Annotated in this window: 17 protein-coding genes; 10 read left to right on the forward strand and 7 right to left on the reverse strand. The window is 41.9% G+C overall.

Annotated elements, in window-relative coordinates:
• Positions 1-115: 115 nt before the first annotated feature.
• Complete coding sequence (locus B3600_RS07995) at positions 116-3,145, forward strand: SusC/RagA family TonB-linked outer membrane protein (protein ID WP_286752637.1); 3,030 nt, start codon at positions 116-118, stop codon at positions 3,143-3,145.
• 13 nt (positions 3,146-3,158) lie between these two features.
• Positions 3,159-4,781: a RagB/SusD family nutrient uptake outer membrane protein gene (locus tag B3600_RS08000; RefSeq protein WP_286752638.1), complete on the forward strand. Its 1,623-nt coding sequence runs from the start codon at positions 3,159-3,161 to the stop codon at positions 4,779-4,781.
• A 49-nt stretch (positions 4,782-4,830) separates the two neighbouring features.
• Here B3600_RS08000 and B3600_RS08005 read toward each other — a convergent pair whose 3' ends face one another.
• Entirely contained in the window at positions 4,831-5,613 is a 783-nt protein-coding gene (locus B3600_RS08005) for an MBL fold metallo-hydrolase (RefSeq protein ID WP_286752639.1), read from the reverse strand.
• Between the two features lie 114 nt (positions 5,614-5,727).
• Between B3600_RS08005 and recJ the strand changes: the two genes are divergently transcribed.
• The 3 genes from recJ (at position 5,728) to B3600_RS08020 (ending at position 9,851) form a co-directional block, all read left to right on the forward strand.
• Positions 5,728-7,428, forward strand: coding sequence for a single-stranded-DNA-specific exonuclease RecJ (recJ, locus tag B3600_RS08010; RefSeq protein ID WP_046672806.1), 1,701 nt, complete (start codon positions 5,728-5,730; stop codon positions 7,426-7,428).
• A 151-nt stretch (positions 7,429-7,579) separates the two neighbouring features.
• Positions 7,580-8,314, forward strand: a complete 735-nt coding sequence (lptB, locus tag B3600_RS08015; RefSeq protein ID WP_028072074.1) for an LPS export ABC transporter ATP-binding protein — start codon at positions 7,580-7,582, stop codon at positions 8,312-8,314.
• A gap of 22 nt (positions 8,315-8,336) precedes the next feature.
• Positions 8,337-9,851, forward strand: a complete 1,515-nt coding sequence (locus tag B3600_RS08020) for a GH3 auxin-responsive promoter family protein (protein ID WP_286752640.1) — start codon at positions 8,337-8,339, stop codon at positions 9,849-9,851.
• Positions 9,852-10,042: 191 nt separating this feature from the next.
• Here the strand turns inward: B3600_RS08020 and B3600_RS08025 are convergent, their stop codons facing one another.
• Positions 10,043-10,201, reverse strand: coding sequence for a hypothetical protein (locus B3600_RS08025; protein WP_156167568.1), 159 nt, complete (start codon positions 10,199-10,201; stop codon positions 10,043-10,045).
• A gap of 325 nt (positions 10,202-10,526) precedes the next feature.
• Here B3600_RS08025 and B3600_RS08030 point away from each other — a divergent pair, with 325 nt between their 5' ends.
• A complete protein-coding gene (locus B3600_RS08030; protein ID WP_115046575.1) occupies positions 10,527-11,597 on the forward strand; it encodes a branched-chain amino acid aminotransferase in 1,071 nt (356 codons plus the stop codon).
• Between the two features lie 171 nt (positions 11,598-11,768).
• Here the strand turns inward: B3600_RS08030 and miaA are convergent, their stop codons facing one another.
• From miaA to pdxA, 4 genes are all read right to left on the reverse strand, one after another.
• On the reverse strand, positions 11,769-12,689 hold the full coding sequence (miaA, locus tag B3600_RS08035; RefSeq protein WP_286752641.1) for a tRNA (adenosine(37)-N6)-dimethylallyltransferase MiaA: 921 nt from the start codon (positions 12,687-12,689) through the stop codon (positions 11,769-11,771).
• A 45-nt stretch (positions 12,690-12,734) separates the two neighbouring features.
• The gene (locus tag B3600_RS08040) at positions 12,735-13,328 is read right to left on the reverse strand and encodes an IS1096 element passenger TnpR family protein (RefSeq protein ID WP_112374903.1); all 594 of its coding nucleotides are present in this window, start codon (positions 13,326-13,328) and stop codon (positions 12,735-12,737) included.
• A 45-nt stretch (positions 13,329-13,373) separates the two neighbouring features.
• Positions 13,374-14,807, reverse strand: coding sequence for a CCA tRNA nucleotidyltransferase (locus B3600_RS08045; protein WP_112374904.1), 1,434 nt, complete (start codon positions 14,805-14,807; stop codon positions 13,374-13,376).
• Positions 14,808-14,977: 170 nt separating this feature from the next.
• Positions 14,978-16,033, reverse strand: coding sequence for a 4-hydroxythreonine-4-phosphate dehydrogenase PdxA (pdxA, locus tag B3600_RS08050; protein WP_070560760.1), 1,056 nt, complete (start codon positions 16,031-16,033; stop codon positions 14,978-14,980).
• Positions 16,034-16,114: 81 nt separating this feature from the next.
• Between pdxA and rsmA the strand changes: the two genes are divergently transcribed.
• From rsmA to B3600_RS08065, 3 genes are read left to right on the forward strand one after another with little or no spacing between them, the layout of a single operon-like run.
• Positions 16,115-16,894 (forward strand): 16S rRNA (adenine(1518)-N(6)/adenine(1519)-N(6))-dimethyltransferase RsmA, encoded by a 780-nt coding sequence (gene rsmA / locus B3600_RS08055; RefSeq protein WP_046671619.1) that lies wholly within the window; start codon positions 16,115-16,117, stop codon positions 16,892-16,894.
• A gap of 1 nt (position 16,895) precedes the next feature.
• A complete protein-coding gene (locus B3600_RS08060) occupies positions 16,896-18,080 on the forward strand; it encodes an FAD-dependent monooxygenase (RefSeq protein ID WP_286752642.1) in 1,185 nt (394 codons plus the stop codon).
• A 58-nt stretch (positions 18,081-18,138) separates the two neighbouring features.
• Positions 18,139-19,071, forward strand: a complete 933-nt coding sequence (locus B3600_RS08065) for an NAD(P)-dependent oxidoreductase (RefSeq protein WP_286752643.1) — start codon at positions 18,139-18,141, stop codon at positions 19,069-19,071.
• 142 nt (positions 19,072-19,213) lie between these two features.
• Here B3600_RS08065 and B3600_RS08070 read toward each other — a convergent pair whose 3' ends face one another.
• A complete protein-coding gene (locus tag B3600_RS08070; RefSeq protein ID WP_286752644.1) occupies positions 19,214-20,092 on the reverse strand; it encodes a hypothetical protein in 879 nt (292 codons plus the stop codon).
• 184 nt (positions 20,093-20,276) lie between these two features.
• Between B3600_RS08070 and acs the strand changes: the two genes are divergently transcribed.
• Entirely contained in the window at positions 20,277-22,193 is a 1,917-nt protein-coding gene (gene acs, locus B3600_RS08075; RefSeq protein WP_286752645.1) for an acetate--CoA ligase, read from the forward strand.
• Positions 22,194-22,228: the final 35 nt, after the last annotated feature.

Here is a 22,228-nt window from a genome sequence, read left to right on the forward strand (position 1 = left end):
TATAACGTTTTCGTAGTTCATGCAATCGTTTGTTCCAAGAAGCAATAGAATTGCCAAAGGTTTATTTCTTTATAATTGCCGCATTAAACACTTACTGAATCTAAATTACACACCTATGGTCAAAAAGAGTCATCTCATCCTTCTGACACCATTATCAATCTTGTCATTAGCGGCACCTATTTACGGGGTAGCGAACCCACGTAATTTAGTTGCAATAACCAGTCTTTCACCCTTTCAGCAGGTCGTCTCCGGAAAGGTCATTGATGAAACCGGGAAACCAATAAGCGGGGTTACCGTTTCTGAAAAAGGTAAAGCGGCAGCAACGACAACCAATCAAGACGGAATCTTCTCACTGAACGTCAGTTCAAAAAGTGCCATCCTAACATTTAACTCGATCGGATTTACCGCGAAAGAAGTCTCCGCGGCACAAGCAGCACAAATAACCTTGACAAAATCCGAGGATGTTTTGGATGAAGTTGTGGTCGTAGGTTATGGTAAACAGAAAAAGAGCGATTTGACAGGAAGTATCGCTACAGTGGAAGCAAAATCCCTAGAACGAATAAATTCACCGAATGTTGTCGATAAACTTCAAGGTAAGATTTCTGGTCTAGCGATCAATTCCGGTTCAGCCAAACCTGGTGAAACAGCTTCTATCAATATCCGCGGTGAGAACTCGATATCCGCGTCCAATGCTCCCCTCATTATCTTGGATGGAATCCCTTTTAGTGGTTCCCTGGGTGATATCTCTTCCAATACAATTGCCAGTATCTCAGTATTGAAAGATGCCTCATCCACTGCAATCTATGGTTCAAGAGCTGCAAATGGCGTTATCCTCATCACCTCAAAAAAGGGTGCGGCAGGAAAAGCACGCATCAATTATAACGGTTATTTTGGGGTACAAAGTGTAGAACGTCGTCTTAAATTGATGAACGGCCCACAGTACATCCAATTTATGCGTGATTACCAGGCTTCGAAAGGAAAAACCGGCGATCAGCTTAACCCAGAGAATTATCTTTTTGCCAACGTATTGGAACAATACAAAAAAGGGGAAGAAGTCAATTGGCAGGATGAAGTATTCAATAGCGGCGCTCCTGTTCAGGAACATCAACTCAGTTTTTCGGGCGGAACGGATAAATCCGATTATTATGCATCTGTGAGCTACCTAAATCAAGATGGCGTTGTAAAAAATACGCCATACGAAAGATACAATGTCAATCTGAACCTCAATCAAAGTTTAAGCTCTTGGTTAAAGCTAGGAATGACCATGCAGGCTTCTCAAGGGAACCGCGACGGCGTACAGCCCAACCTCGAGAGTGTTGTAAAACTTTCCCCTTACAGTAAAAACCGCGATGCCGATGGTACTGCTATAACGTACCCGATGTATGCACAAACACTATGGGCACATCCTTTTGCAGACGAAAAAGGCCAATGGGATCAGACCAGAAGAACAGTCTATGCGAATACTTGGCTTGATGTGAAACTCCCTATTGAAGGATTAAGTTTCAAAACCACATTCGGAACCAACTACCGAAATATTAATGAAAACTCCTATTACGGTTCCAATACAGTTACAGGACGTGGCGTGAATGGTACCGGATCAATTTACAATGAGCATTTCTGGGACTGGACCTGGGAAAATCTCTTGACCTATGACCGTACCTTTGGTGACCACAAGATTAATGTCGTGGGTCTCTATTCCTCGCAGAAAACAAATTTGAAAACTTCAAGAATGAATGGAGACGATTTTGTATCAGATGCCGGATATAACAACATGGCCTCTGCCTCTAAAAATCTTAAGATCGAATCCAACCTTCAAAATACCGCAATGATTTCCTACATGGGAAGAATCAACTATGCTTTTAAGGATCGCTATCTATTAACCTTAACAGGCCGTTCTGACGGTTATAGTGCATTCTCGATCAACAACAGATATGCATTTTTCCCATCGGTTGCGGGAGCTTGGGTGGTTTCTAAAGAAGGAAATGTGCAGGATTATTTCGATTTATTAAAACTTCGTGTTTCTTATGGTAAAAACGGAAATCAGGCCGTATCGCCATATCAAACTTACGACCGTCTGACCAACGTCGATTACATCTATGGTCTTGACCCCGTCAAAGGGCTTGTGATGAATTTCAATGGCCGTGGAAGTAATCTAACGTGGGAAACGACAGCTTCATTAAACCTTGGTTTGGATTTTGGTATTCTCAAAAATAGAATTTCAGGAACGGTCGACTACTACTCCTCTAAGACATCGGATCTTTTATTAAGTGAACAGGTTCCTGTCATGAACGGTTATAACACTATTTTGACCAATATCGGTGAAACCTCAAACAAAGGGATCGAAGTTACCTTGAATGCCATACCGGTCAAAAATGACAATTTCCAATGGAACGTCAATACGACCTTTGCTTATAACAACAATAAAATCACCAAACTGCGCGCTGATGGAAAAGATGATTTGACCAATGCCTGGTTAATCGGAAAACCTATCCGTATTTTCTACGACTATAAAGTTATTGGTGTTTGGCAAGAGGGCGAAGACATCGCAAATTCATACCAACCTAAAGCGAAACCTGGCGATGCCAAGTTAGCAGATCTCAACAACGACGGTAAAATCGACGCCAGTGACCGTACGATGATGGGGAACAAGATATCGCCTTATACACTTGGTATTGGTAATGATTTCACCTACAAGAATTTCTCCCTGTCAATCTTTATGAATGGAGCCTTTGGCGGAACGAAAATAGATGATTTCAAAAACATCGAACGTTTCTTACCTAACAACGGTGCCAATTACCTTGCCGACATGCCTTACTGGACGCCAGAGCGCACCAATACAGATATTCCATCGCCTGGATATACGCCAGTAAATAACCATACTTATTATATCAATTCATCCTATTGGCGAATTAGAGACTTTAGCTTGGGCTATACCTTTGACGGCGATTTTCTAAAAAGATTGAATCTCTCTTCCATTAAAGCATTTATCAACGCCCGTAACCTCTATACATTCTCCAAAATCAAAGGTTACAACGTAGAGGCATTGAGCGTGAGTTCGACCACAGGTAATCCAACAACGACAAATATTGCCAGTCCTTATCCTGTTGCAAGAACATTCTCATTGGGAGTAAATGTCCAATTCTAAACACATCAAAATCATGAAGAAAAGAAATACAACTTTATATACAATGCTAGCTGGCCTAAGCTTACTTTTCACAGGCTGCAGCAAGAACTTCTTAAATGAAGACACCAGTAGCTTTCAGTCACCTGATAATACCTATATTAACACGAAAGGCTTCGAAACTGGACTAAATGGTTTATACTCTTATGCCCGCATGGAATTCCTGACCTGGAACGGTAGTATCTTTTCCCAAGGAGCAACCCCGCAGGAAGCGCTACAGGTCGGAACGGATATCGTTGCCATCAAAACTACAGGTACAGACGCTACATTGGCTCCATTCAGCAATTATACGCTAAATCCGGCTTCGTCTTATGTACGCAATTATTGGAAATATGCCTACGGATTTATCGGTAATACCAATACCATCCTCGAGGCTTTAAAAAAGGATGGCATCAGCTGGACAGACAAGGATAACGATCCAAAACGTGTAGAAGCAACGGCCCGTTTCTTCCGCGCCTATAGCTATCGCTACTTAGTCAACTTATACGGCGATGTGCCTTGGGTGGACAAGGTATCCGAAACACCCCGTCGTGATTTCACCCGTACACCGAAAGCTGAAATCTTAACGCACATGATTGAAGACCTAAAGTATGCAAGTGAAAACCTACCCGACAATCCAGGTACAATTCAGGAAGGTAAATTGACGAAATGGGCTGCTCTACACTACCTGGCAGAAGCATATATCGAAGCTGGACAGCCAGATTTAGCTGTAGAGGCTGCCAACAAAGTGGTTCAAAGTGGCTACTTTAAATTGAACGATCAACGTTTTGGTGCCGAAAAAGATAAACCCGGGGATTATTTCCACGATATGTTTATTGAAAACAATCAAAATCGCGGCTCCGGCAATCAAGAAACCATCTGGGCCATCCAATTGGAATACAATACACAAGGGGGCGGCGACCGCTATACCGATTGGAGCAAACGCGCGTGGGTACCTTTCTATTCACAACAAAAAGGATTTGCCTTGGCCGACTCACTTGGAGGAAGAGGTCTTGGGCACGTACGCCCTTATCAATGGTGGCTGGATAGTTATGAAAAACAGGATGTCAGAAATTCTTCTTTCAATATCAAACGCGATTGGTATTATAACGATCCTTCCGTACCTGAACTTTATGGTAAGAAGATCGTACTTACTGACGCGATCAAAGAATCAGGCAACGTATTCCCGACAACAACCAAATTTTTCTACGGAAAGACAGCTGTTGACCCTGCATTTGAAGGAAATATGAAGGACCGTGTGAAAGTACGTTTGGCCGAAACTTACCTGCTATTGGCTGAAGCATACTGGCGTGCCAATAAACCGGCACAAGCTAAGGATGCCATCAATGCTGTCCGTGCCCGTGCAAAAGCGTCATTAATCGATGCCGCAGCGATCAATGCGGATCTGATTCTCGACGAACGTGCCCGCGAGCTTATTGGTGAGGAAATGCGTCGCATGACCCTTGCCCGTTTCGGGGAGGATGTATTTTTACGCCGCGTGCAAACATTAAACACACAATCGAAAAATGTGGTGAAAAAAGAATTTATTCTTTGGCCTATTCCACAAGAGGTTATCGACAGTAACACTGGTGCAGCCTTCCCACAAAATCCGGGATACTAAACCTTCCAAAAAACCTTCATGAGCCCAAAGGCCATGGAGGTTTTTTCTTTTACGACTTTGCTTCAATCAGTTTATAGGTGCCATCTTCCCGGATCTGACTACAACCAATGGTTATATTTTTTGAATGGTAAAACAAAAAAATCCAGCCCGCTGGTGCACCTTCTGCCCAGTACTCCTGACGCAACGCTTTGGAGCGCCGACCATCAAAATCATATTTGGCAACATAGTTATGGAAAATTTCTTCAGGCTCAGGTAATACATCTCCGCCAAAGAAATAGTGCTGGTCGCCCGTTTGAATATGAAACGACTGATGATGTGCTGTATGTCCACCATTGAGCGCATAGCTGATTTCTGTATTTATTCTACCTTCACCTTCCACCAGAACCAAATTTCCACTGCGCTGAATCACATCAAAAATCTCGGTTCTATATGAACTGGAGATGCCTGAATAAGCATCTTCCCACTCGCCACGTTGAACAATATATTCGGCTTCAGGAAATGCGATGCGTCCGGTTCCGTTTTCAAATGTGACCATCCCCCCAGCATGATCCTTATGAAGATGAGACATCAGTACATATTTTACATCTTCTGGTCTGAAACCCAACTTACGGATATTATGATGCAGTTGTAGCACGCCACTGTCATCGGTATAGCCAAGACCGGTATCACAGAGCACAAGTCCCGCATCAGTTTCGATCAAAAAGGGGTGAACTTGAATAAATAGGGAGCCTGGCCGGTCCTGGGGCTTGTCTATTAACGGATCAAAGGGTATAAATTTTCTGCTTTTGTCGACTGAAAAAGAACCTTCATATAAAGAATAAGCCTGCACCATATTTAAAACATTGGGAATATGCACGTTAAGCAACAGCGGATCAATACCGGGTTTAGGAATTAGGTAAGTCCAGCCTTAAAACGTATATTTACACTTAAAATATTGTGCAAAGATATGCAAAAAAGGTGGGTACTAAAATCTAAAACTGATGTCAAAATAACCAACAAACTGCGCGAGGAATTAAACATCAACACTGTCTTGGCAGAGTTGCTCGTGAGCAGAGGAGTGGAGACTTTTGACGAATCAAAGCAGTTTTTTAGGCCTCAATTATCGGATTTGCACGATCCATTTTTGATGCGGGACATGGAAAAAGCCATCACCCGGATCATCCAAGCCATTGGCAACAAAGAAAAAATACTCATCTATGGAGACTATGACGTAGACGGTACAACAGCTGTTGCCGTTGTTTATAGTTTTTTCAGGGAATTTCATAGCCAGCTGGAGTTTTATATTCCAGACCGCTATGCCGAAGGCTATGGAATCTCCACACAGGGTATTGACTATGCCGCAGCAAATGGTTTCAGCTTAATTATTGCATTGGACTGCGGTATCAAGGCAATCGATAAAATAGATTACGCAAATAGCAAAGGAATTGATTTTATCATTGGCGACCACCACCTTCCCGGTGAGGAACTTCCCAAAGCCTATGCCGTATTAGATCCCAAGCGTGCAGACTGTGAATACCCCTACAAAGAACTTTCAGGTTGTGGAATAGGCTTTAAGATTATTCAGGCTTTTATACTCACCAATGGCATGGATATCAATGCCTGTTATCAGTTTTTGGATCTTGTGGCCGTGAGTATTGCTTCGGACATTGTTCCTATTACCGGCGAAAATAGAATACTCAGCCACTTTGGCCTCATTAAACTCAATACGAATCCCTGCGTCGGACTAAAGGCACTGATTGATTTATCCAATAATCGAACGAAGATCTTTACAGTGAACGACATCGTGTTCCAGATCGGCCCCCGCATTAATGCAGCGGGCAGAATAGACCATGCTAAGGACGCCGTCAAACTTTTGATCTCCAAATCGCTGCAAGAAGCCAAAGACTTCAGTTCTAGCATAGACGATCAAAACAATGTACGGAAAGACTTTGATCTCAAAATAACAGAAGAAGCGCTTGCACTGATTGAGGATAATGTTCTTCTTAAAAGCCGAAAATCCACGGTATTGTATAAAGCCGACTGGCACAAAGGTGTCATTGGTATTGTCGCTTCCCGTCTGACCGAAAAATATTACCGTCCGACGATTATATTGACCGAAACAAATGGTCATATTGCAGGTTCCTGCCGTTCGGTACTGGGTTTTGACTTGTATGAAGCCTTAAGCGAATGCGCTGACTTGTTGGAGCAATTTGGTGGTCATAAATATGCTGCCGGACTAACGATGTCCTTAGATAATGTCACGCTATTCCAGGATCGTTTTGAGGAAGTGGTATCGCGACGTATCAGTCCTGAAATGCTGACCCAAGAAATTTTGATCGATGCAAAGTTGGCATTGAAAGATATCGATGCTAAGTTCTTCCGTATTCTCCAGCAGTTTGAACCTTTCGGGCCCCAAAATGAATCCCCTATTTTCCTCAGTAAAAAGGTAAATGCAGTAGGACAGGCTTTTATTGTGGGCACCAATCACCTCAAGATGACGGTTATTCAAGAAGACTCTCCTTCATTTGACTGTATCGGTTTTGGACTGGCAGAACATATCACACACATCAATTCTGGGCAAAGTTTCGACATCTGCTACAGCATTGAAGAGAATGTGTGGCGCAACAAAAGAAACTTACAGCTCAACATCAAAGGGATTAAGTATTAGTATTGCATTAGTAAGAAGATATTAAATATATTTACACAAGATTTGGTCGGGCATCCCCCCATACTGGATTAGATACCAGGCATGAAAGAATGGTGAGGGTTTTAATTAGTCCTATTGAACAGATACATACAACACAAGACATTCCACGAAGATGATTTTAAAGGCAGAACATCTCATAAAAAAATATAAGCAGCGTACCGTTGTCAACAATGTTTCCTTCCATGTGGAACAAGGCGAGATTGTCGGGTTATTGGGCCCTAATGGGGCAGGAAAAACGACCTCATTCTATATGATTGTTGGTCTTATCAAGCCCAATGAAGGGAAAGTATTTCTCGACGATCAGGAGATTACGCAGGATGCGATGTATCAACGCGCACAACGTGGGATAGGTTATCTCGCTCAGGAAGCATCGGTTTTTCGGAAGCTCTCCGTAGAAAACAACATCCTGGCAGTATTAGAAATCCATTATCCGAATAAAGAAGAACGTTTGGCAAAATTGGAAGAACTACTCACAGAATTCAGCTTACACCGTGTCCGTAAAAACAGAGGTGATTTGTTGTCCGGTGGTGAGCGTCGACGTACCGAAATTGCGCGAGCATTAGCTGCTAATCCATCCTTTATTCTTCTGGATGAACCTTTTGCAGGGGTTGACCCGATCGCCGTAGAAGAAATTCAGACGATTGTAGCCAAGCTCAAAACCCGTAACATCGGCATCTTAATTACCGACCACAACGTACAGGAAACGCTATCTATTACGGACAGGGCCTACCTCCTAACCGAAGGAAAGATCATGCTGACGGGTACCCCTGAGGAAATTGCAGATAATGAGCTTGCCCGTAAATTTTATCTCGGTCGACATTTTGAATTAAGAAGGAAAAAATTTTAAAGATTAAAGAATCCCTCCCCCTATGGCCTTATTAAACTCCATTTTTACTTGGTTCATGAAAAAAAGAATTCACCAGATTGAACTTTTCATGAAATACCCACACGATGTACAAGAAGAATGGTTTCAGAGTTTAATTGCCACTGCTGAAGCGACGGAATGGGGAAAAAAATACGATTATACAAGTATATTAACGCCAGAGATCTTCAAAGAACGCGTCCCGATACAGGACTATGATGATATCAAGGGCTACGTTGATCGTATGATAAAAGGAGAACAGAATATCCTGTGGCCTTCTGATATCAAATGGTTTGCCAAGTCCTCAGGCACCACATCTGACCGTAGCAAATTTATTCCCGTTAGTGAGGAAGCACTCGAAGAGTGTCACTTCCAGGGCGGTAAAGATATGCTCACAATATACTGCCATAATAGACCCGAAAACCGCGTATTTACGGGAAAATCTGTTGTTATTGGCGGTTCTTCACAGATCAACAATTTCAGTCCGGATTCCTACTACGGTGATCTTTCATCAATCCTCATCCGTAACCTTCCTTTCTGGGCCGAATTTAAGCGAACGCCCAATATGGAGGTTACTTTAAACCCAAACTTTGAAGAGAAAATTGAGCAGATTGCCCAAATTACACTCAAAGAAAATGTAACGAGCTTAGCTGGCGTACCGACATGGAATATTGTTATGGCCAAGCGGATTCTTGAGATTACAGGCAAAGACAACTTGCTTGAGGTATGGCCAAATCTAGAATTTTATGGACATGGCGGAGTAAGCTTCAAACCTTACCGCGAGCAATTCCAAAAATTGATCCCTTCGGACAACATGTATTATCTCGAGAATTATAATGCCTCAGAAGGATATTTTGGCTTACAGGATCAATCTGATTCGGAAGATCTTCTGCTCATGCTAGATTATGGTATTTATTACGAATTCTTACCTACTGAACGAATGCACGAAGAAAATCCGTCAACCTTACGTTTGGATCAGGTGGAGCTCGGAAAAAACTATGCATTGATCATTTCAACCAATGCGGGTTTGTGGCGTTATAAAATTGGAGATACCATCAGGTTTACGTCATTGTCTCCCTATCGCTTTCAGATCTCAGGACGAACCAAACAATATATTAACACCTTTGGCGAAGAGGTTATTGTTGACAACGCCGAACAAGCCTTGGCCGAAGCGAGCAAATTGACACAGGCACGAATCAGAGATTATACCGCTGGACCGGTCTATTTTAAAGATGCCGAGGCCGGAGCACACGAATGGGTGATCGAATTTGAGCAACAACCCAATGATTTTAAGCGTTTTTGTGAAATATTGGATGCTAAACTCCGTGAAATCAATTCGGATTATGACGCCAAACGTTTTAAGAATATGGCACTTCGACCACCTATTGTACACAATGCGCCCGAAGATACATTCTATAAATGGATGAAATCAAGAGGTAAGCTAGGTGGACAAAATAAGGTTCCAAGATTGAGTAACAGCCGCGAATATCTCGAGCCGCTCCTGAAAATACTCGCCGAATAATACGGCATATCAACTTAAAAATACGGCACAGCGACCGAATAATAGCACGGTCTCCGGCTGGAGATTAGCCAAAATTTTTGGAAACCTTATTTTGGCTAATCTCGTATTGCTGAATTTTGTTGTTTTAAAGAACTGCTGTGAGTTCGTCTAATTGATAAGCTCAAGAAAGCTTAGACTATAATGGAGGTTTGTTAAGGTTTAATTGCCGTTTTATATAAAAAAACAAAAAAACCAAGAATAAAATTCATAGAAATACCTTTCTTCTGAACTTCAACATCACCCTGTAACAAGGAGCGATTATCGCCTGCTGCTACTTCGTTACTTTTGTTTAGACTGTGCGTCAATTCCATACTAAGTTTATTTTTATGATAAGTGATTTTATAGCGTTACTGCGGACCAGAATGCCCATCTAAAGGACCGCATTCTTTACAGCCAAACTTTATGCCATAATATGAAAAGAGTGTATTAATTAATAAAAAATTAACACATTTAATTATTAATACAGGATAACCGAGAGATATGAAGTGAAATTCTTCCATTTCAAAAAAAAGTGTAGTAAAATAGGGAACAACTGTCCGAAATAAAAGGCATAGCCAGGCTGGTAAATTATACAGGTATATGTGCAACTTATATTTCATTTTTTTCCTAACTTAGCCTAAGTAATTAAATAATAAGATGAACGCGACAGAGAACTATTCAATTCGCGTAGAGCCAACTCAAAATTCAAGACTCTCGCAAGTAGATTTCGACAATCTAAAATTCGGAAAGATTTTATCCGACCACATGCTGGTCGCAAACTATGATGACGGTGAATGGAAAGATGTCAGCATCGTCCCTTATGGAGATATCAGTATTAGTCCTTCGATGTCCGCTTTACATTATGGTCAAGCGATCTTTGAAGGAATCAAAGCTTATAAATTTGCAGATGGAACAGTGAGTATCTTCCGTCCGGACAGAAACTGGGAAAGATTCAATAAATCTGCCGCACGTCTTCAAATGCCGGAGGTGCCTGAGGAGATTTTTATGGATGGTCTTAGCAAACTATTGGACATCGACCGTAACTGGATCCCGGCAAAAGAAGGTTCATCATTGTACATCCGTCCTTTTATGTTCGCAACAGAAGCGGCATTAGGTGTACACCCTTCTAAGTCATACAAATTTATCATTATCACTGGCCCTGTAGGCGCATATTATAGCAAAGCAATCAGCTTAAAAGTGGAAACCTACTATACACGTGCAGCAGAGGGTGGTGTTGGTTTTTCTAAAAATGCAGGTAACTACGCCTTATCGCTTTACCCAACACAATTGGCCAATGACGAAGGTTATGACCAAATTATGTGGACAGATGCTTCTGAACATAAATACATTGAAGAAGCAGGTACGGCAAACCTTATTTTCCGCATTGGCGATACGATTATCACACCACATGGTGATACAATCTTACACGGTGTGACACGCCGTACAATTATGGAATTGGCGGAGAAATGGGGTTATAAAGCCGAGCAGAGAAAGGTATCTATTCAAGAACTAATCGACGGTATTAAAGCCGGTACAGTAACGGAAGCTTTCGCAGCTGGTACTGCAGCCACAATTACGGATATCAGCCGTATCGGTTTTGAAGGACAAGATTATCACTTGCCACCAGTAGCGGGCCGCGAGTTTTCAAATCGTGTTTTGAATTACCTCAACGACTTGCGTTATGGTAAAGTAGAAGATCCATTCGGATGGAACTATTTAGTGAAGTAATTTCCAAGAAGAAATAAAAAAAGCCTTNNAAGGCTTTTTTTATTTCTTCTATTTAAAAATTGCCTGTATACGATGGGTATGCTTTGAAACACAGGCCATATGCTTGGTTTGAATCTGCGATGCTTCATTTGAATCTTCGCGGATAACCCCAAGTTCTCTCCTATCAGATCCTTAGGAATGTTCTCCCCTCAGCTCCTTTTGAATAAAATCAATGATAGCGGCAGTTTCCTGGGGTTGGAACCAGCGTGTATTACCGTATTTTTTAAACCATGTAATCTGTCGCTTGGCGTAACGTCGCGAATTTTGTTTGATTTTTTCGGTCGCTTCCGCCAAAGACTGCTTGCCATCAAGATAATCAAACAACTCGGCATAACCAACAGTGAGCAATGCAGGCTTCGTTCTGAAAGGAAGTAAAGCTTTCACTTCGTCCAGCAAGCCATTTTTTATCATCAGATCGACACGTAAATTGATCCGTTCATACAACTTTGCCCGATCCATATTCAAGCCAATGGTAAGAATATCAAAAGGTCTTTTTTCGACATCTTTCTTATGGTAAAATGACATCGGTTTACCAGTCGCCTCAAAAACTTCAAGCGCCCGGACTACACGTTGCGGATTATCGATGTCCGCCGTTTCAAAATATGCAGGGTCAATACTTTTCAATCGATCTTTTAAGGCCTCCAATCCCAATACTGCAAGTTCATGATTAAGTCGCTCGCGCACTTCATCTCCGGCCTTGGGTAGATCATCCAATCCTTCACATAGGGCCCGTACAAACAAGCCTGATCCACCTACCATAATGACGACGTCATGCAATTGAAATAACTCTTCTAGTTTCAGTAAAGCCTCCCGTTCAAAATCTCCTGCAGAATAATCCTGCGTGATGGAGTGTGAATCAATGAAATAATGGGGAGCAGCAGCAAGTTCCACTGGATCTGGTTTAGCCGTACCAATAGACATTTCCCGATAGAACTGACGGGAATCAGCCGAAATGATCGCTGTTTTAAAATATTGTGCCAATGAAATAGCCATTGTAGTCTTACCAACAGCAGTTGGCCCCACAATGGCTATCAATGTTTTTTTATTTGCCATAATATAGCACTTCACAGGCCGAAAGAACCTGTAAAGTCTTCTTAATTAATATTCGTCTTCGTAGCCGCTGGATTCTTCACGCTCTTCACCCTCTTCGCCCTCTTCCTCATCGTCGCCATCGCTGTCGAAGCCATCCAGTTCGTCTTCATCATCGACGCCATATTGCGTATCGTCTTCCTCCACATAATCGTCCTCTTCAACAGCATCTGAGACCGGAAAATTAGCAGCAGTCATTGTTTTGGGAACCTGACCAATAGACTTAAACAACGCCGGATAGTCCTTCCCATCCTCTTCCTTCAAGATCTTGATCAATTCAACCTGGAAATCATAAGGGCGATCAAAATTGTAAACGTAGTAAAATTTCTGATGTGGATCATCGATAAACTTACTTAAACGGATATTCTCCATCAACAATACCTCAGCATCTTTTTTACGTTGTGTAGGCTTGAATGCAATCTCTGTTCCCTTTTTCCACTGATCATTGCTCACATAGAACGAGGAAGATGCATCTGCAGCATAACCTGTTGATTTATGGATTTCCTCATGTAGGTCTATAAATGTGCTTTTAGAAGGCATGTCGATCTCACGATATACATCTTCATAATCCTCAAAAGTAACTCTAAATCTATAAATTGCCATCTCTGCTATTTTCTTCTTTTAACCCTCTAAAATTAATACTATATTTTAAGAATTGGAAATTTCCAATGGGATTTCTTCTTTGATCGTCAGGTTCATTTCCCCTGCTTTTTTCACCAAAAATTGGTATGCTTCTACTCTGGAATTTGGAATCTCGCCCTCTAAAATAGCCTCGCGAATCAAATTTTTCAGCAACCCTACAGTACGCCCTGGTGCCAAGCCAAATAGGATCATGATATCCTCGCCACTGATCGGCGGCTGCCAGTTCCGGACCTTGTCCCGCTCTTCGACATCCTTCAATTTTTGTTTGACAAGTTCAAAATTCTGACGATATTTCTTCTTTTTAAACTCATTTTTTGTGGTCACATCCGCATGACATAACATCATCAGGGCTTCAATATCATCGCCAGCCTCAAACAACAGACGACGTACAGCAGAATCTGTTACGATATCCTGCGCCAAGACAATTGGGCGAAGATGCAATTGTACCAGCTTTTGCACAAATTTCATTTTCTCATGGAGCGGCAACTTTAGTTCAGCAAAAAGCTTTGGTACCATACGGGCACCACGATCTTCGTGCCCATGAAAGGTCCAGCCGAGCTTTTTATCGAAACGTTTTGTTGCCGGTTTGGCAATATCATGCATAATCGCTGCCCAACGTAACCAGAGGTCATCAGACAATTCACATACATTATCCAGCACTTCCAAGGTGTGGTAGAAATTATCTTTATGGCCTTTCCCATCAATGACATCAACCCCGTGCAAATTATACATGGCCGGAAATATCAATTCCAGGAGACCGGTATCAAAAAGATATTTAAAACCTACTGACGGTTTAGGTGAGAGAATAATCTTATTGATTTCATCGATAATACGTTCTTTCGAGATAATCTTTATTCGCTCTTTGGTATCGCTAATCGCTTTGATTGCATCAATCGTGATTTTAAAATTTAGCTGTGTCGCAAAACGGATAGCCCGCATCATACGCAGTGGATCATCAGAAAACGTTTCTATCGGATCTAGAGGCGTTCGAATAATACGTTGTTCAAGATCTTGCACGCCGTCAAACGGATCCACCAAAGCACCATAATCTGCTTTATTCAATGAAAACGCCATCGCGTTGATCGTAAAATCACGTCGATTTTGATCATCGGATAAGGTACCGTCTTCCACAATAGGCTTACGCGAGTTGGCACGATAGGATTCCCTTCGGGCACCGACGAACTCCACATTGAGTCCTTCATAAACCAGCATGGCTGTACCAAAATTCTTGTAGACAGCAACTTTAGTATGTAGCCTATCACCCAGTAAAGTCGCAAATTCAATGCCGCTGCCGACGACAACAATATCCACATCATTCTTAAAAGGCCGCTTCATAATATAGTCGCGAACATACCCCCCGATGACATAACATTCTGTATTTGTTGTCTCGGCGAGTTCCTTAATGATTGAAAATATTGGATGTTGTAAATTATCGTACATAGTTAGAACAGCAGGTAAAAAACCAAACAGTTTGCAAAAGTAACAATTTTTTTTGTATTGGAATTAGAGACAATTGAACAAGGATCAAAGACGCTGACACTATAAGCGGCGAGCTTACAGATTAAATCAACCCTCTTTATCCTTGTCCCTAAAAAAGTAAGACGGAATATTTAGTCTCTATCTTTGGATAACTTACGGAAAGCAAGTGGATTTTTAAGTAATTCGGCTTGTTCACGGCGGCGTTTTACAATATGTAAAGCCGAGAAAATTGCCTCTACAAAAGAGCTTTCAGAAGCTAAGTTTTTTCCAGCAATATCATAGCCTGTACCGTGATCTGGCGAAGTACGTACAATAGGTAAACCAGCTGTAAAGTTTACACCGGCACCTTTGGCAATATGCTTAAAAGGGATTAAACCCTGGTCATGGTACATCGCGAGTACCGCATCGAATTTCTCATAAGCACCTTTTGCGAAGAATCCATCGGCAGGATATGGACCAAAGCAGAAGATCCCCTGTTCGTTTGCTTTTTCTACGGTAGGTCTAATGATCTGATCGTCTTCGGTACCAATAATCCCATGATCGCCAGCATGTGGATTTAGTCCCAAAACTGCGATCTTAGGCTTTTCAATCCAAAAATCTTTCTTCAATGAGTCATTCATGAGGGCTAGCTTTTTAAGAATAGCCTCTTCGGTAATATTCGCCGCAACCTCATGCAGTGGAATATGACCTGTTACCACGCCAATACGCAATTCATCACAAACCATAAACATCAATACATCATCAGCCTCTACTTTGGCCTGCAAGTATTCGGTATGGCCGGGAAATTGAAATCCTTCCTGTTGAATATTATGCTTATTAATTGGGGCAGTCACTAAAGCATCAATCTTGCCGGCTTTCAGGTCTTCAACAGCTTTCTCCAACGAAAGGAAAGCATATTTACCGCCGATCTCGTTTTCTTCACCCAACGAAATCTTGACGTCTTCCTGCCAGCAATTGATCATATTTGCTCTTTTGGAATGCGCCTGCTCAGCATCATTGATCACGTTAAAACTAAAATCATTTACACCGATCGCTTTACGGTGAAAAGAAGCCACCTTTGTATTTCCGTAAACCACTGGCGTAAAGAAATCGCACATACGCTGATCTACCAAAGATTTAATGATGACTTCAAGTCCAATGCCGTTAATATCGCCTACGGTAATTCCGATTTTTAATTTATCGCTCATTCTGTTTAAATGCTTTGATTCAAAAATAGGGATTTTTTTCTTAGAATGACTTTTCACTTATTTATTTTTTACTTTTGCACTATGAGCACAGTAAGAGCAAAAAAACATTTAGGACAGCATTTCTTGAACGATAAAAATGCTGCACAAAAGATTGTGGAAGCATTGGATCCTAAATTGGGTTTTAGCCAGGTGCTTGAAGTTGGCCCGGGAATGGGGGTACTTTCAGATTTTCTCTTGCAGAAGGAAGATTATGAAACTTATTTGATCGATGTGGATGATGAATCCATTGCTTATTTGGACGATAAATATCCCCAATTGGGTAAGCGATTGATCCACGGTGATTTCCTGAACCTTGACTTTTCACAGTATTTTGGCGAGAAAATGGCCGTTATTGGCAATTTTCCGTACAACATCTCCTCTCAGATTCTCTTTAAAATTTTGGATGAGCGGCATCGTGTTGTTCAAATGGCGGGGATGTTCCAGAAAGAGGTCGCTGAACGCTGTACTGCCAAAGCAGGAAGTAAAGAATATGGCATCTTGAGTGTCTTTTTACAGGCGTATTATAAAGTAGAATACCTGTTTACTGTAAAGGCGGGAGCATTCAATCCGCCGCCAAAAGTATTGTCGGGCGTGATTCGCATGACACGCAACGACAGGGAACAATTGAATTGTGATGAGAAATTATTTTGGCGCGTTGTTAAAGCAGGTTTCAATCAACGTCGTAAGACCCTCCGAAACTCACTTTCGGGTGTTGTTCCGAAAGATAAAATGTCTGACAACCCACTGTACGAACTACGCGCAGAACGACTAACAGTAGATGATTTTGTCGGCTTAACAAACGAAATAGCAAACAGTCTCTAATATGCATCCGACCGGCAGCACATTTATGATTATTGGCGGTGGTATCGCTGGATTATGTGCCGCAATAGGGCTTGCAAAAGTAGGTATTGAAGCACATGTCTATGAAAGCGCCATTGAACTCAAAGGCATAGGTGCTGGATTCGGGCTCGCGGCCAACGCCATGCAAGCTTTGGAACATCTCGGATTGAAGGATGAAATCGTCCCGATAGGGCACTACCTTGCATCCTACAACGTCTTGGATCAAAAAGGAAATATTCTTGTTGAACCAGACACTAGGTCAATCAGCCAGAAATATCAACAGGACAACTTCGCTATCCATCGGGCTGATCTGCATCAGTTTCTCCTATCCAAAATCCCCACTGAACAAATTCATCTCGGCAAACGCGCCATTTCCTTTGAGCGAGAGGGGGAAGATATTCAAGTTTATTTCGCAGACGGAAGTCATGTACGCGGCCAGGCTCTTTTGATTGCTGATGGCGTACACTCAGCATTACGACAACAGCTCATACCAGGCTCGGCCCCTCGTTATTCAGGCTATACCTGTTGGCGGGCAACCATTGACAATAGCAGCATACAGCTCAGTAAAGGAACGGAGACTTGGGGCAGCAAAGGACGCTTCGGAATGACCCCACTTGTCAATAACCGCATCTATTGGTACGCCTGCATCAATACAGAAGCACAGAATCCGGTCTTAAAAAACTGGAAAACAAAGGAGCTCCTCGAAAATTTTAAAGATTATCATGCCCCTATTCCAACGATCCTGTCGGAGACAAAAGATAGCGAACTAATCGCAAATGACATTATTGACATCACACCACTTCAACAACTCGCTTTTGGCAATATCTTGTTATTGGGTGACGCTGGACATGCGACGACGCCCAACTTGGGCCAGGGAGCCTGTCAGGCTATTGAAGATGTTGCTGTTCTCGTGGATGAACTCCAAACCTCAGCTTCCGTTAATTTGGCTTTCCAACGATTCGAAAAAAGACGATTGGATAGGGTAAATTATATCTGTAATACTTCCTGGAGGATAGGAAAAATAGCGCAATGGGAAAATCCTTTCCTGATAGGAATGCGAAATTTTGGCATGAAAATAATGCCCAATCGCATGAAACAACAACAGTTAAATAAATTACTGTCTGTAGATTTTATGCAGATCAACCATAATCATGACGCTGGGATCTAAATCATCGTACTACACAGCAACGGTATTCACTGATCAGTGCCACATAAAAAAAAATTGAATGAAAACTACTATTTTGATCGTCGACGACATTCATGAAATCATGCTTGAGAAATTCGAACAGGCGGGGATCGCCTACAATTATCAACCTGATATCAGCCGAGAAGAAACTGAAAAAATCATCGCTAATTACTCGGGTATGGTTATCCGTTCCAAATTTCAGGTAGATAAAGCTTTTTTTGACTTGGCACCAAACCTCCGCTTTATCGCTCGTGCTGGTGCTGGGATGGACAATATCGACGATACAATTGCTGCGCAAAGAGACGTGCTGTTAATTCCGGCCAATGAAGGCAATCGGGATGCTGTAGGTGAACATATGATCGGTATGTTGCTTAGTCTAATGAACAATTTGAATCGTGGTGACCAACAAATACGATCTGGGCAGTGGCTGCGTGAGGCCAATCGTGGATATGAACTTAAGGGGCGTACTGTAGGTTTGATCGGCTATGGACACAATGGTGTGGCCATGGCAAAAAAATTATCCGGCTTTGATGTACAGGTACTTGCCTATGATAAATATCGAATCGACTATACGGATCAATATGCATCGGCAGCAGACATGGAAAAGATCTGCAAAGAAGCCGATGTGATAAGTTTCCATATCCCCTTAACGGATGAAACAAGAGGTATGATTGATGTGGATTATCTGGCAAAATTTGAGAAACCCATTTTCTTCTTACTTGGTGCCCGAGGCGGTATTGTACAAGTTCCAGCAGTGCTTAACGGCCTTGATTCCGGTTCCATTATCGGAGCAGCATTTGATGTGTTGCCCGTAGAAAAGTTCCCAAAACTCGCCGAACAGAGCTGGTATGCAGATCTTATCCGTAGAGACAATGTAATCTTGTCGCCGCATGTTGCCGGATGGACCTTTGAAAGTTATTATAAATTGTCGGAAATCGCCGCAGATAAGATCATCGCCTTTTTGGCGTCTTAATTTTGGCAAAGAGCTATTTGCCAAAATCTTCAATCAATCAATCAATCATGCGAGCAAGCGAGCAAGTAATCAATTAAGCATCCCCTATTCATACAGGTACAGGAGAGTAAAGTAAGCCATTGCTCTTGAAAGGTCTAAAAAATCAGGTTCCGGGGCTAAAGATACCGACAACAACAACAATCAGAAACTGAAGCACCAAGCTACAGTCCAGTAGATAAGCGTAGTGGTAATGGTCTTTTGTTTTGAAAACAGCCAACTTAAGCAAGGCAAATATGAGTACGTTGGTCAGAATCAATCCGATTTTAATAGGTGCTGTATAAGGCACGGTCAAGATCAAAACACAATGCAGGCCTAATAGTCCATAGGTTAGATTTTTAGCTTTTTGTTCGCCCAGCATATTAGGTAAAGTGCGTAGATGATAATAGGAATCCTGTTGGATATCCCGAATATCGAAAGGCAATGTACAGATAACCAAAAATATAAACTTCAATCCGCAGAGCGCAATAAAAACCCACTGATCTATTGTGACACCGATGTTGGCTAGTTCCACATAAGGGAGCACCACACTGCTGCAGACCCAGACCAGGGCAATGTGAAAAATCTTGGCCCCGGGTATCTGTCGAAGCCCCACTTTGCGGTCACGGAAGGTAAATAGAGGCATTCCGTATAGTAGACTCAGGATTCCAATAAATCCCAAAAACAAAAAGGAATACACATGAATAAACCACAAGCAATAACCAAGCACAAGCAAAGCGATACCATTGTTTAACCACATGACCCATTCATGATTAAAGATCCAGCGTGTCCGGGGGAATTTTGATTCTTTTGGGTGCTTCGGTTTGGACCACCACAGGCTAAAATTATAGAGTAGCAAGGTCGCCGTTCCTTCTACTAAAACGATATACCAATTGATAGACCGTTCAAATATGATATAAGTCAATGCGCATTGTGCCATGGCCGCCATGGCGATCAGAAGATTTGTATAGATTGTAATATAGAATAGCTTTCTTAGAAAAGACATCTTGAAAAATCTTGATGCAAGATAACAATCTTATAGATAAAAGTAGTTTAACATTATATTAAACATCAATTTTTTGATAAAATGGGCAAAAACCGCTAAATTGTACACCGAAATCGAAATATCAAAAACAATTTCGCAACGATAACAATATAAATTAAAATAATTCATAATAATCCTAATAACGATGAGCCTACAAATAAAATCATTTGAAGAATATCAAAGTGAATATAAGCGAAGTGTAGAACAACCTGAGGAGTTTTGGGCGAGCATTGCAGATCATTTTTTCTGGAAGAGAAAGTGGAATAAAGTGCTGAACTGGAACTTTGAGGAACCCAATGTCAAATGGTTTGAGGGTGCTAAATTAAATATTACAGAAAACTGTCTAGATCGCCATATTTATGCTAATGGTGATAAACCAGCCATCATCTGGGAACCTAATGATCCCAATGAAGCGCACCGCATTCTTTCCTATAAGCAATTACTACAAAAGGTAGAGCAATTTGCCAACGTACTTAAAAATAATAACATCAAAAAAGGAGACCGGGTATGTATTTACTTGCCAATGGTTCCTGAATTGGTTATTGCTGTATTAGCCTGTGCTCGTATCGGCGCTATCCACTCGGTGGTGTTTGGAGGTTTTTCAGCACGATCTATCGCGGATCGTATCGTCGATGCGGAATGCAAACTGATCGTCACTTCAGATGGTAGTTACCGCGGCAATAAAACCATTGGTTTAAAAAACATTGTGGACGATGCTTTAATGCAATGTGACACTGTTGAAAAAGTAATTGTTTTAACACGTACGCGTACACCGGTATCGATGATCAAAGGACGTGACGTATGGTGGGAAGATGAGATCAAAAAAGTAGAAACACAGGGAAATCCAGCATGTCCAGCAGAAGAGATGGATGCTGAGGACAATTTATTCATCCTTTATACATCGGGATCCACAGGTAAACCTAAGGGTGTAGTACACACTTGTGGTGGTTATATGGTGTATACAGGCTATACCTTTATGAATACCTTCCAATATAAGCCAAACGATGTATTTTTCTGTACAGCGGATATCGGCTGGATTACAGGACACAGTTACATCGTTTACGGACCGTTATCACAAGGAGCTACTTCTTTAATGTTTGAGGGTATTCCAACATTCCCGGATGCGAGCCGTTATTGGGATATCGTTGATAAGTTCAAAGTCAATATTATCTATACATCCCCTACTGCTTTGCGTTCATTGATGGCTTTTGGGGACGAATTTGTCGACAAAAACGACCTTTCATCTTTACGTGTTTTGGGATCTGTAGGCGAACCAATCAACGAAGAAGCCTGGAACTGGTTTAACGAAAAAGTTGGTAAAAAGAATTGCCCTATTGTTGACACCTATTGGCAGACAGAGAATGGAGGCCATTTGATCACTTCATTGGCCGGAGTAACACCAGAAAAAGCAAGTTATGCGATGTTCCCGATGCCGGGCATTCAACCCGCTTTGATGGATGAGAATGGAAAAGAAATCGAAGGCAATGACGTAACTGGCAATCTGTGTATTAAATTCCCATGGCCAGGTATGTTACGCACGACATGGGGCGATCATGACCGCTGTCGTCAAACCTATTTCTCGACGTATAAAGATATGTATTTTACGGGCGATGGATGTTTCCGTAGTCCAGAGGGCTATTACAAAATCACAGGCCGTGTAGATGATGTATTAAATGTTTCGGGTCACCGCATTGGTACAGCAGAAGTGGAAAATGCCATTAATATGCACGCTGACGTGGTTGAATCTGCCATTGTTGGGTATCCGCACCCCGTAAAAGGACAGGGTATCTATGCTTATGTCATTGCGAATCACCATACCGATGCAGAAGCCACCAAAAAGGATATCATGGAAACCGTTTCACGCATTATTGGCCCAATTGCTAAACCAGACATCATCCAATTTGTTGATGATCTACCAAAAACACGTTCAGGAAAGATCATGCGTCGTATCTTGCGCAAGATTGCCGAAGACGATATCGCCAATGTAGGTGATACTTCGACACTTCAGGATCCTGCCGTTGTAGAAGGAATCATCAAAGGCGCTGCAGCTTTGAGAAAATAGCATATAAAGTATCTAAAAAAATAACAGCCGTCCAA

This window comes from Sphingobacterium sp. UBA2480 (assembly GCF_002341965.1).
Lineage (GTDB): Bacteria > Bacteroidota > Bacteroidia > Sphingobacteriales > Sphingobacteriaceae > Sphingobacterium > Sphingobacterium multivorum.

Excerpts from the sequence above, each read along its gene's own strand:
- pdxA (WP_070560760.1), bottom strand. The coding sequence starts at position 16,033 with ATGAGCGATAAATTAAAAATCGGAATTACCGTAGGCGATATTAACGGC.
- B3600_RS08025 (WP_156167568.1), bottom strand. The coding sequence starts at position 10,201 with ATGGAATTGACGCACAGTCTAAACAAAAGTAACGAAGTAGCAGCAGGC.
- B3600_RS08020 (WP_286752640.1), top strand. The coding sequence starts at position 8,337 with ATGGCCTTATTAAACTCCATTTTTACTTGGTTCATGAAAAAAAGAATT.
- miaA (WP_286752641.1), bottom strand. The coding sequence starts at position 12,689 with ATGGCAAATAAAAAAACATTGATAGCCATTGTGGGGCCAACTGCTGTT.
- B3600_RS08070 (WP_286752644.1), bottom strand. The coding sequence starts at position 20,092 with ATGTCTTTTCTAAGAAAGCTATTCTATATTACAATCTATACAAATCTT.
- B3600_RS08040 (WP_112374903.1), bottom strand. The coding sequence starts at position 13,328 with ATGGCAATTTATAGATTTAGAGTTACTTTTGAGGATTATGAAGATGTA.
- B3600_RS08030 (WP_115046575.1), top strand. The coding sequence starts at position 10,527 with ATGAACGCGACAGAGAACTATTCAATTCGCGTAGAGCCAACTCAAAAT.
- lptB (WP_028072074.1), top strand. The coding sequence starts at position 7,580 with ATGATTTTAAAGGCAGAACATCTCATAAAAAAATATAAGCAGCGTACC.
- B3600_RS08000 (WP_286752638.1), top strand. The coding sequence starts at position 3,159 with ATGAAGAAAAGAAATACAACTTTATATACAATGCTAGCTGGCCTAAGC.
- B3600_RS07995 (WP_286752637.1), top strand. The coding sequence starts at position 116 with ATGGTCAAAAAGAGTCATCTCATCCTTCTGACACCATTATCAATCTTG.
- B3600_RS08005 (WP_286752639.1), bottom strand. The coding sequence starts at position 5,613 with ATGGTGCAGGCTTATTCTTTATATGAAGGTTCTTTTTCAGTCGACAAA.
- recJ (WP_046672806.1), top strand. The coding sequence starts at position 5,728 with ATGCAAAAAAGGTGGGTACTAAAATCTAAAACTGATGTCAAAATAACC.
- B3600_RS08065 (WP_286752643.1), top strand. The coding sequence starts at position 18,139 with ATGAAAACTACTATTTTGATCGTCGACGACATTCATGAAATCATGCTT.
- B3600_RS08060 (WP_286752642.1), top strand. The coding sequence starts at position 16,896 with ATGCATCCGACCGGCAGCACATTTATGATTATTGGCGGTGGTATCGCT.
- acs (WP_286752645.1), top strand. The coding sequence starts at position 20,277 with ATGAGCCTACAAATAAAATCATTTGAAGAATATCAAAGTGAATATAAG.
- rsmA (WP_046671619.1), top strand. The coding sequence starts at position 16,115 with ATGAGCACAGTAAGAGCAAAAAAACATTTAGGACAGCATTTCTTGAAC.
- B3600_RS08045 (WP_112374904.1), bottom strand. The coding sequence starts at position 14,807 with ATGTACGATAATTTACAACATCCAATATTTTCAATCATTAAGGAACTC.